Raw genomic sequence first — 11,663 nt, forward strand, 5'->3', positions numbered from 1 at the left:
TCATGCCGGCCTCACATCTCTCGCGTGGCGTCGTCGAGCTCGAATGCCCTGCTGATCAGCTTTTCGGTGTCCATGTCGTCGATCGAGGAGTCGTCGGTGGCCGGGTCGGGGGTCGGCTCGGCCGTGATGCCCGCGAGGTCGAGCAGGCTGTGCAGCAGGCCCGCGTCGCGCAGCCGGGCGAGCGGGATCGACGACAGCGCCGCGCGGATTCGCTCGTCGGTGTCCGCCGCCTGCTCGCCGGTCCCGCCGTCGGCCTGGTCCGGAACCAGCTCGGCCAGCAGGTGCCGGGCGAGCACGAGCGCGTTCGGGTAGTCGAAGATCAGGGTCGCCGGCAGGGTCAGCCCGGTGAGCAGCGTGAGCTTGTTCCGGAAGCCCACCGCGGCGAGCGAGTCGAAGCCCAGCTCGTTGAACGCCCGCTCCGGCTCGACCGCCGCCGGCCCGGCGTGGCCGAGCAGCTTCGCCGCCTCGGTGCGCACCAGGTCGAGCAGCAGCGGCTCCCGGTCGTGCGGCGGCAGCTCGGCCAGCCGGTCCCGGAGCTTCCCGCCCGCACCCCCGCCGGCCGGTCCGGCGGGCGTGGTGTCCGCGACCCGCCGCACCGGTGTCCTGGCCAGCCCGCGCAGCAGCGGCGGGGTGTCCTCGCCGCCCAACGCGTCCTGGTCGAGCCGGATCGGCAGCAGTACCGCGTCCGGCAGCCCGCCCGCGGTGTCCAGGAGGGACAGTCCGGCCGCGGGGGTGAGCGGGGCGATCCCGGCGGCCGCGAGCCGGCGCAGGTCGGCGTCGCCGAGCCCGGCGCCCATGCCGGTCGTTCCGGTGTCCCAGAGGCCCCAGGCCAGCGACCGCCCCGGCAGTCCGAGCGCGCGGCGGTGCGCGGCCAGCGCGTCGAGGTAGCCGTTGGCGGCCGCGTAGTTGGCCTGCCCCGGCGCACCGAGCACCGAGGACGCCGAGGAGAACAGCACGAACGCGGACAGGTCGAGGGTCGCGGTCAGCTCGTGCAGGTGCCAGGCGGCGTCGACCTTGGGCCGCAGCACCTCGTCGAGCCGGTCCTGGGTCAGCGAGTCGAGCAGGCCGTCGGCGGTGACGCCGGCCGCGTGCACGACCCCGGTCAGCGGGTGCTCCGCCGGGATCCCGGCCAGCACCGCGGCCAGCGCGTCCCGGTCGGCGGTGTCGCAGGCGACCACCGACACCTCGGCGCCGAGCGCGGCCAGTTCGGCGCCCAGTTCGGCGGCGCCGGGGGCGGCCGGGCCGCGCCGGCTGGTCAGCAACAGGTGCCGCACGCCGTGCTCGGCCACCAGGTGGCGGGCGACCAGGCCGCCGAGCGCACCGGTCCCGCCGGTCACCAGCACGGTGCCGGTACCGAACGCGGTCCGCCCGGTGTCGGTCGGGGCGGCCGTCAGGCGTGGGGTGTGCACGACGCCGGCGCGCACCGCGAGCTGCGGTTCGCCCGCGCCGAGCGCGGCCGGCAGGGCCGCGACCGACTCCGGGTCGCCGTCCACGTCGACGAGCACGATCCGGCCGGGGTGCTCCGCCTGCGCCGAGCGCACCATGCCCCAGGCGGCGGCGCCGGCGAGGTCGGTGACGTCCTCGGTGCCGGTGCTCACCGCGCCGCTGGTCACCACGAGCAGCGTGGCCTCGGCGGCGAGCCCGGCCCGCAGCAGCCCGAGCAGCCGCCGGCTCTGCTCCCGCGCGGTGCCCGCGTCGGCCCCGCCGCCGCACGGCAGCACCACCACCTCGGCGGTACCGGCGTCGGCCAGGTCCGCGGACAGCGGCGCGCCGAGCGCGTTGGTCAGGCCCCACGGGTCCGGGCCGACCACGTGCCAGCGGTCCACCGGCCGGGTCCTGGTCGGCACCGGGACCCAGCCGAGGCGCAGCAGCGTGCCGTCCGTCTCGGTGGGCACCGGCTCGGCGGCCGGGCGGACCGCGAGCGACTCGACCACCGCGACCGGTCGCCCGGCCGGGTCGGCGATCTCCACGGTCAGGCCCGTGGTCCCGGGCCGGACCCGCACCCGCAGCTCGGTGGCGCCGGTGGCGTACAGCTCCACGCCGGCGGCCCCGAACGGCAGCACCGGCCCGTCGGCGGCGACCGCGCTGTGCGCCACCGCCTGCCAGGCCGCGTCCAGCACCGCCGGGTGCGTGCCGTAGGCGTCCACATCGGACGCGTCGGGCAGGGACACCTCGGCGTGGACGTCGTCGCCGTGCCGCCAGACCGCGCGCACGCCCTGGAACGCCGGCCCGTAGGCGATGCCGGACTCGGCGAGCGCCGGGTACCAGCCGTCGAGCGGGACCGGGGTGGCGCCGGCCGGTGGCCACTGCGCCAGGTCGAACTCCGCGGGCGCGCCGGCCGCGGTGAGCACCCCGGTCGCGTGCCGCCGCCAGCCGGCGCCGGGCGGCCGGGAGTGCACGGCGAACCGGCGGGCGCCCCGCTCGTCGGGTCCGCCCACCTCCACCTGCACCCGCACGGGCGCGTCCGGCGGCAGCACCAGCGGTTCCTCGAACGTCAGCTCCTCGATCCGGCCGCAGCCGACCTCGTCGCCGGCGCGGACCGCGAGCTCCACGAAACCCGTGCCGGGGAACAGGACCGAGCCGTGCACCACGTGGTCGGCGAGCCACGGCTGGGTGCCGGTCGACAGGGTGCCGCGCAGCACCGCGCCACCGGTCTCGGCCAGCTCGACCGCGGCGCCGACCAGCGGGTGCCCGCCACCCGCGCTGTCCGAGGCTGCGCTGTCCAGCCAGTACCGCTCGCGCTGGAAGGCGTAGGTGGGCAACGGAACCAGCCGCGCTCCCCGTGGCTCGAACAGTGGCGAGAACAGCGCCCGCCAGTCGACCGGGGTCCCGGTGACGTGCAGCCGGGCCAGCGCGGTCAGCAGCGCGCGCGGCTCGTCGACGTCCCGGTGCGCCACCGGCGTGACCACGGTCGCCGGTGCGTCGAGGCAGTCGGGGACCAGGCCGGCGAGCACCGCGTCCGGGCCCAGCTCGACGAACCGGGTGACGCCGGCGTCCGCCATCGCCCGCACCGCGTCCCGGAACCGCACCGGCTCCCGGACCTGGCGCACCCAGTGCTCCGGGTCGCACAGCTCGGCGCCGGCCGGGGCACCGGTCACGGTCGACACCACGGTGAGCCGGGGCGGGTGGAACGTCACGGCCTCGGCGGCCCGCCGGTACGCGGCGAGCATCGGCTCCATCGCCGGCGAGTGGAAGGCGTGCGACACGCTGAGCCGGGTGCTCCGCCTGCCCCGGGCGGCCAACTCGGCCGCGATCCGCTCGACGTCGTCCTCGGCGCCGGACACCACGACCGACGCGGGCCCGTTCACCGCGGCGACGCTCGTCCGCTCGGTCAGCAGCGGCGCCACCTCGTCCTCGGTGGCCGACACCGCGACCATCGCGCCGCCGGCCGGCAGCGCCTGCATCAGCGCGCCGCGGGCGGCGACCAGCGCGCAGGCGTCGGTCAGCGACAGCACGCCGGCGACGTGCGCGGCGGCCAGCTCGCCGATGGAGTGCCCGGCGACCTGGTCGGGGGTGACGCCGAACGACTCCAGCAGCCGGAACAGCGCGACCTCGACGGCGAACAGCCCGGCCTGGGTGTACGCGGTCTGGTCGAGCAACGCGGCCTCGTCGGTGCCCGGTCCGGCGAACAGCACGGTGCTCAGCGGGCGCGCGAGGTGTTCGTCCAGCTCGGTGGTCACCGTGCGCAGCGCGTCGGCGAACACCGGGAACGCGGCGGCCAGCTCGCGGCCCATGCCGAGCCGCTGCGAGCCCTGGCCGGAGAACAGGAACCCGGTGCCGCCGTCCGAGGTCACCACGCCGGTCACCAGCTCCGGCTCCTCGGTGCCGTCGACCAGCGCGACCAGCCCGAGCAGGAAGTCGCCCCGATCGGCGCCGAGCACCACCGCGCGGTGCTCGAAGCCCGACCGGGACACGGCGGTGGCGTAGCCGAGGTCGACCGGCTCGTCGTCCGTCTCGTCCACATGGGACAGCAGGCGTTCCGCCTGGGCCAGCAGGGACGCGTGGCTCCGCCCGGAGAGCAGCCACGGCACAACCGGCGGCTCGGCCGCGTCGGTGACCGGCGGCTCCTGGACGGGGTCGCCCTCCTCGAGCACCAGGTGCGCGTTGGTGCCGCTCACCCCGAACGACGACACGCCGGCCCGGCGCGGCCGTTCGGCGCGCGGCCAGGGCCTCGGCTCGGTCAGCAGGGCGACGTCGCCCGCTGTCCAGTCCACGTGTGTCGACGGCTCGGTGACGTGCAGGGTCCTCGGCAGTTCCTCGTGCCGCATGGCCTGCACCATCTTGATCACACCGGCGACCCCGGCCGCGGCCTGGGTGTGGCCGATGTTGGACTTCAGCGAGCCGAGCCACAGCGGCTCGTCCCGGTCCCGGCCGTAGGTGGCGAGCAGGGCCTGCGCCTCCACCGGGTCGCCGAGCTTGGTGCCGGTGCCGTGCGCCTCCACCGCGTCGACGTCCTGGGTGGACAGTCCGGCGTCGGCCAGCGCCGCGCGGATCACCCGCTGCTGGGCGGGACCGTTCGGTGCGGTGAGGCCGTTGGAGGTGCCGTCGGAGTTCACCGCCGTGCCGCGGACCAGGGCGAGCACCGGGTGACCGTTGCGGCGGGCGTCGGACAGCCGCTCCAGCACCAGCACGCCGGCGCCCTCGGCCCACGCGGTGCCGTCGGCGTCGGTGGAGAACGACTTGCACCGCCCGTCCGGGGCGAGCCCGCGCTGCCGGCTGAACTCGACGAACGTCTCCGGCGTGGCCATCACGGTCACGCCCCCGGCGAGCGCCAGCGTGCACTCGCCGGAGCGCAGGGCGCGGGTGGCCCAGTGCACGGACACCAGCGAGGACGAGCACGCGGTGTCCACGCTGACCGCGGGGCCCTCGAACCCGAAGTGGTAGGCGACCCGCCCGGAGACCACCGAGCCGGTCGAGCTGCTGGCCACGTAGTCGTGGTACTGCACGCCGACGAACACGCCGGTCTGGCTGCCCTTCAGCGACAGCGGGTCGATGCCGGCCCGCTCGACCGCCTCCCAGGAGGTCTCCAGCAGCAGCCGCTGCTGCGGGTCGACGGTCGGCGCCTCACGCGGGGACACCCCGAAGAAGCCGGCGTCGAACTCGGCGGCGTCGTGCAGGAACCCGCCGGACCGGGTGTAGGTGGTGCCCGGCCGGGTGCCGCTCGGGTCGTGCAGCCGGTCGAGGTCCCAGCCGCGGTCGGTGGGGAACTCGCCGATCGCGTCGACACCGTCGGCCACCAGCGACCACAGCTCCTCCGGCGAGGTGACCCCGCCCGGGTAGCGGCAGGCCATGCCGACGACCGCGACCGGTTCGTCCACATCGGACACGACGGGCCGGTCGACGGGCGCCGCGGGTGCGGCGCCGGTCAGCTGTTCGAGCAGGTGACCGGCGACGGCGGTGGCGGTCGGGTAGTCGAACACCAGGGTGGCGGGCAGGGTGAGCCCGGTGGCGGCGGCGAGCGCGTTGCGCAGCTCCACCGCGGTCAGCGAGTCGAACCCGAGGTCGGCGAACCGGCGACCGGGCGCGACCGCCGCGGCCGAGTCGTGTCCGAGGACGGCGGCCACCTGGCCGCGGACCAGGTCGAGCACCAGCGCGGGCCGGTCGGGCTCGGTGGCCGCGGCGATCCGCTCGGCGAGCGGGGACGCCGGCGCGGCGGTGACCGGCCCGGCGCGCCGGACACCCGGGTCGACCAGGGTGCCGAACACCGGGGCCACCGCGGCTCCGGTGGCACGCAGCCGGCCGAGGTCGAGAGCCGCCGCGGCGACCGAGGCGGCACCGGCGCCGACGGCGGCGTCGAACAGCGCCCGCCCGTCGGCCTCGGACAGCGGCAGCACGCCGCCCCGGGCCATCCGGGTGCGGTCGGCGGCGCCGAGCGAGCCGGCCATGCCGGTCTCCCACTGGCCCCACGCCACGGACACCGCGGGCAGGCCGAGCGCACGCCTGCGCACGGCGAGCGCGTCGAGCACGGTGTTGGCGGCCGCGTAGTTGGCCTGCCCCGGCGCGCCGAGCGTGCCGGACAGCGAGGAGAACAGGACGAAGGCGGACAGGTCGCCGGTCAGCTCGTGCAGGTTCAGCGCGCCGGTCACCTTAGGGTCGAGCACCGCGTCGACCCGGTCCGGGGTGAGCGCGGTGAGCACGCCGTCGTCGACCACGCCGGCCGCGTGCACCACGGCGGTCAGCGGCCGCGTCTCGGTGAGCGTGGCGAGGGCGGCGGCGAGCGCGGTCCGGTCGGCGACGTCGCAGGCCACCGGGGTCACCTCGGCGCCGAGCCCGGTCAGCTCGTCGACCAGGTCCTGGTCCGCGCCGCGCCGGCCGAGCAGGGCCAGGTGGCGGACGCCGTGCCGGGTCACCAGGTGCCGGGTGAGCACCGCGCCGAGCGCGCCGGAGCCGCCGGTCAGCAGGACGGTGCCGGCCGGGTCGAACTCGCCGGTCGGTTCGTCCGCGCCGGCCGGGGTGCGGGTCAGGCGGGCCACGTGCGGTACGCCGGCGCGCACCGCGACCTGCGGCTCGCCGGAGTCCAGCGCGGCGGCGAGTTCCGGGCGGTCGGTGTGCGTGTCGGTGTCGACCAGCACGATCCGGTCCGGGTGCTCGGCCTGTGCGGAGCGCACCAGACCCCAGACGGCGGCACCGGCCAGGTCGGCGACGTCCTCGCCGGCGACCGAGACCGCGTGCCGGGTCACCACGACGAGCCGGGCGGCGGGGTCGCGGTCGGCGGTGAGCCACTCGGTCAGCTCGGCCAGCACCCGGTGGACGGTGGCCTTGATCGTGTCGGGGTCGGTGCCGCCGTCCGGGTCGCCGGCATGCAGCACGGTCACGTCCGGCCTCGGTTCGGCCCGCGCCGGCCGGGCGGCGGCCGGGATCCAGTCCAGCTGGTACAGCGCGCCCCGGCGGGGACGGTCGAGGCGGGTGGTGCCGGTGGGCACCGGGCGGAACGCGACCGACTCGACCGAGGCGACGGCGGCGCCCGCCGGGTCGGACACCAGGGCGGAGTAGGTGTCCTCGCCGGTGGGGGTGAACCGCACGCGCAGCCGGGACGTGCCGGTCACGAACAGCGAGACCCCGGACCAGGAGAACGGCAGCCGCGCGCCGCCGGGCGCCCCGGCCAGGCCGAGGCCGAGTACCTGGGTGGCGGCGTCGAGCGCGGCCGGGTGCAGGGCGAACCGGTCGCCGTCCGGCACCTCGACCTCGGCGAGCAGGTCGGTGCCATGCCGCCACGCGGCGCGCAGGCCGAGGAAGGTGGGGCCGTAGCTGAGGCCGGCGTCGGCGAGGTCGTCGGCGAGCGCGTCGATGACCACGGGTTCGGCGCCGGGCGGCGGCCACTCGGCCGGCCCGGCCGGCGCGACACCGGCGACGGTGAGGATGCCGCCCGCGTGCCGGGTCCAGGACTCGTCCTCGGCGGAGTCGGCGCGGGAGTACACGCCGACCGGCCGGTTCCCCGCCGGGTCGGCCTCGCCGACGACGACCTGCAGCCGCACGCCGCCGCGCTCGGGCAGCCGCAGCGGGGTGTGCAGGGTCAGCTCGCCGATCCGGCCGCAGCCGACCTGGTGGCCGGCGCGCAGGGCCAGCTCGACGAACGCGGTGCCGGGCAGCAGCACCTCGCCGTGCACCACGTGGTCGGCGAGCCAGGGCTGCGCGGCGGTGGAGAGCCGTCCGCTGAGCACCACGCCCCGGGTGTCGGCGAGCACGGTGACCGCGCCGAGCAGCGGGTGCCCAGCGGGGTCGAGGCCGAGCGCGCCGAGGTCGCCTGCCCTGGCGCGGCCGTCCAGCCAGTAGCGCCTGCGCTGGAAGGCGTAGGTCGGCAGCGGGAGAGAACGCGCACCGCTACCGGCGAAGACCCCGGCCCAGTCGACCGGCGTTCCGGTCACGTGCAGCCGGGCCACGGCGGTGAGCAGCGCGGCGGCCTGACCGTGGCCGGCTCGCTGGGCGGGCACGGCGTCCGCCACCCAGCCCCGCACCAGGCCGGTCAGCACACCGTCCGGGCCGAGTTCGAGGTGACGGGTGGCGTCCAGGGCGCGCACGGCGTCCTGGAAGCGCACGGTCCGCCGCACCTGCTCGGCGAAGTAGCCGGCGGAGGCCTCCATCGGCTCGCCGGTCACCGTGGAGACCACGGGCAGCCGGGGCGGGTGGTAGGTCACGGTCTCGGCCACGGCCCGGAACTCGTCGAGCATGGGGTCCATCAGCGGCGAGTGGAACGCGTGCGACACCCGCAACCTGGTGTGCCGGCGGCCCAGCCGCTCCACCACCGCCATGACCTCGGCCTCGACCCCGGAGACCACCACCGACTCCGGCCCGTTCACCGCCGCGATCGCCACACCCCCGGTGAGCAGCGGCGTGACCTCGTCCTCGTTCGCGACCACCGCGACCATCGCCCCGCCCTCGGGCAGGGCCTGCATCAACCGGCCCCGGGCCGACACCAAGCGGCACGCGTCCGCCAGGGTCAGCACTCCCGCGACGTGCGCGGCGGCCAGCTCACCGATCGAGTGCCCGGCGACCACGTCCGGGTGCACGCCCCACGACTCCAGCAGCCGGAACAACGCCACCTCGAACGCGAACAGCGCGGACTGGGCGTGCTCGGTGCGGTCCAGCACCTCCTGGTCGTCGCCCTCATAGATCGACAGGTGCGCACACACCGCGTCGAACGCCTCGGCGAACACCGGGAACGCCTCGTACAGCTCGCGGCCCATGCCGACCCGCTGCGCGCCCTGACCGGCGAACAGGAACGCGGTGGTCCCCTCGGTGACCGTGCCGCGCACGACGTTCGCGGCGGGCTCGCCGGACGCTACCGCGCCGAGGCCCCGGGCGGCGGCGTCCGGGTCGGCGGCGAGCACGACGGCGCGTTCGGCCAGCGCGGCACGCGAGGTGCCGAGCGTGTGGCCGAGGTCGACCAGACTGTCCACACCGGACACGAACGCGGCAGCCTGGTCGCGCAGCGCCCGCTCGTCGTGGCCGGAAACCGGAACGGGCACCGGAACGCCGGCCGGCCACGTCGGCTCGGCGGCCGGCTCGGCCGGGTCGGCCTCCTCGACGATCACGTGCGCGTTGGTGCCGCTGACGCCGAAGGAGGACACGCCGGCGCGGCGCGGCCGGTCACCCCGGTGCCACTCGCGCGCCTCGGTGAGCAGCTCGACGTTCCCGGCCGACCAGTCGACGTGCGAGGACGGCTCGGTCACGTGCAGGGTCTTCGGCAGGACGCCGTGCCGGATGGCCTCGACCATCTTGATCACGCCGGCCACCCCCGCCGCGGCCTGCGCGTGCCCGATGTTGGACTTCAGCGAGCCGAGCCACAGCGGCTCGTCCCGGTCCTGCCCGTAGGTCGCCAGCACGGCCTGGGCCTCGATCGGGTCACCGAGGGTGGTGCCGGTGCCGTGTGCCTCGACGGCGTCGATGTCGGATGTGGACAGTCCGGCGGCGGCGAGCGCGGACCGGATCACCCGTTGCTGGGCCGGGCCGCTTGGCGCGGTGATGCCGTTGCTCGCGCCGTCGGAGTTGACCGCGGAACCGGAGATCACCGCCAGCACCGGGTGCCCGTTGCGGCGGGCGTCGGACAGGCGTTCCAGCACGAGCAGGCCGGCGCCCTCGGCCCAGCCGGTCCCGTCGGCGCTGTCGGAGAACGGCTTGCAGCGTCCGTCCGGGGCCAGGCCGCGCTGCTTGCTGAACGCGACGAACGGGCCGGGGGTCGCCATCACCATCACGCCGCCGGCGAGCGCCAGCCCGCACTCGCGCCGGCGCAGCGCCTGTCCGGCGGCGTGCAGCGCGACCAGCGACGACGAGCACGCGGTGTCCACGGTGACCGCGGGGCCGTGCAGGCCGAGCGCGTAGGAGATCCTCGCGGAGATCACCGAGGCGGCGTTGCCGGTGCTCAGGTACGCGGCGACGGCCTCGGTCGACTCGGGCGACAGGTCGTCGTAGTAGTCCTGGCAGCCGCTGCCGACGAACACGCCGACCTGCTCGCCGCGCAGCGCGTCCGGCGCGATCCCGGCGCGCTCGAACGACTCCCAGGCCAGTTCGAGCAGCAGCCGCTGCTGCGGGTCCATGGCCAGTGCCTCGCGCGGCGCGATGCCGAACAGGTCGGCGTCGAACCCGGCGACGTCGTCGACGAACCCGCCCTCGCGGACGTAGTTGGTGCCGTCACCGTCCCCGGCGAGCAGGGTGTCCAGCGGCCAGCCCCGGTCGGTGGGGAACTCGCCGATGGCGTCCACGCCGCCGTCGACCAGCCGCCACAGGTCCTCCGGGGAGCGGACGCCGCCCGGGTAGCGGCAGCTCATCGCGACGACCGCGATCGGCTCGGCCTCGACCTCGCGCAGCCGCTCGCGGGTCCGGTGCAGGTCGGACGAGACCTTCTTCAGGTAGCCGAGCAGCTTTTCCTCGTTCTTGTTGGCCATCAGCCGAGCTCCTTGTCGATGAAGTCGAAGACGTCATCGGCCGTCGCCGCCGCGAGCCGGTCGGCGACGTCGTCGTCCGGGCCTGGCCCGTGCAACGTCGTCACCAGGGCGCGCAGCCGGTCGGTGATCCGGGTTCGTTCGATGTCGTCGGAAGACAGTGCCAGCGCCTCGAGCCGGGCCAGGACCGGCTCGACACCGTCCTGGGTGTCGCCGGCCAGCTCGGCGCGCAGGTACGCGGCGAGCGCGGTGGGCGTGGCGTGGTCGAAGATCATCGTGGTGGGCAGCCGGCGGCCGACCGCGTCGGCGAGCCGGTTGCGGAACTCGACGGCGCTGACCGAGTCGAACCCGAGGTCCTTGAACGTCGCTCCCGCCTCGACCGCGCCCGCGCCGGGATGGCCGAGCACCGCGGCGGCGTGCTCGCGGACCAGGGCGACCAGCTCCCGTTCCTGCTCGGGCGGGGTCCGGCCGGTGAGGGTGAACCGGGCCGGCTCCGGCTCGGCCGGGGGCGCGGCCGGCACCAGCTCCTCGACCAGCGGGCGCGGGCGGGCGGCGGTGAGGATCGGCCCGTACCGGGTCCAGTCGATGTCGGCCACCACGAGGTTCGGGTCGGGGCCGGTGGCCTCGGCGAGCAGCTCGACCGCGCGCCAGGGGTCCAGTTCGCCGATGCCGAGCCGGCGCAGGTGCGCGCTCGCGGTCTCGTCGACCATGCCGCCGCCCGCCCACGGCCCCCAGGCGATCGCGGTTGCCGGTTGTCCGGTCGCGCGGCGGCGGCGGGCGAGCGCGTCGAGCACGGCGTTGGCGCTGCCGTAGGCGGCCTGGCCAGAGGTGCCCCAGACGGCCGCGCCGGAGGTGAACAGCACGAACGCGTCCAGTGGGGTGTCGGCGAGCAGTTCGTCCAGGTTCCTGGCGCCCGCGACCTTGGCCAGGCCGGCGGCGGCGAAGTCGGCGACCGTGGTGTCGGCCAACGGGGTCTCGTGGTCGAGCACGCCGGCCGCGTGCACCACGGCGGTCAGCCCGGGCAGCCGGTCGAGCAGGGCGGCCAGGGCGGCGCGGTCGGTCACGTCGCAGGCCTCGACGGTCACCGGCAGGCCCGTCCAGTCACCGGGGGCGTCCGGCCCTCGGCGGCTGGTCAGCACGACGTGCTCGGCGCCGTTCGCGGCGAGCCAGCGGGCGACGTGCCCGCCGAGGGCGCCGGTGCCGCCGGTGACCAGCACGGTGCCGCTCGGCCGCCAGCCCGGCGACCCGGCCGGCTCGGCGCGCACCAGGCGGCGCGCGTAGCGG

The 11,663-nt window shown here is 76.5% G+C and carries 2 protein-coding genes; both read right to left on the minus strand.

The window, feature by feature from the left end:
* Positions 1-11 precede the first annotated feature (11 nt).
* On the minus strand, positions 12-10,382 hold the full coding sequence (locus tag JT362_RS18735) for a type I polyketide synthase (protein WP_260192600.1): 10,371 nt from the start codon (positions 10,380-10,382) through the stop codon (positions 12-14).
* On the minus strand, positions 10,382-11,644 hold the full coding sequence (locus JT362_RS35775; RefSeq protein WP_511261445.1) for a beta-ketoacyl reductase: 1,263 nt from the start codon (positions 11,642-11,644) through the stop codon (positions 10,382-10,384). The genes JT362_RS18735 and JT362_RS35775 overlap by 1 nt, the downstream gene beginning before the upstream one ends.
* Between the last annotated feature and the right edge of the window lie 19 nt (positions 11,645-11,663).

It is taken from the genome of Actinophytocola gossypii (genome assembly GCF_025165815.1).
Lineage (GTDB): Bacteria > Actinomycetota > Actinomycetes > Mycobacteriales > Pseudonocardiaceae > Actinophytocola > Actinophytocola gossypii.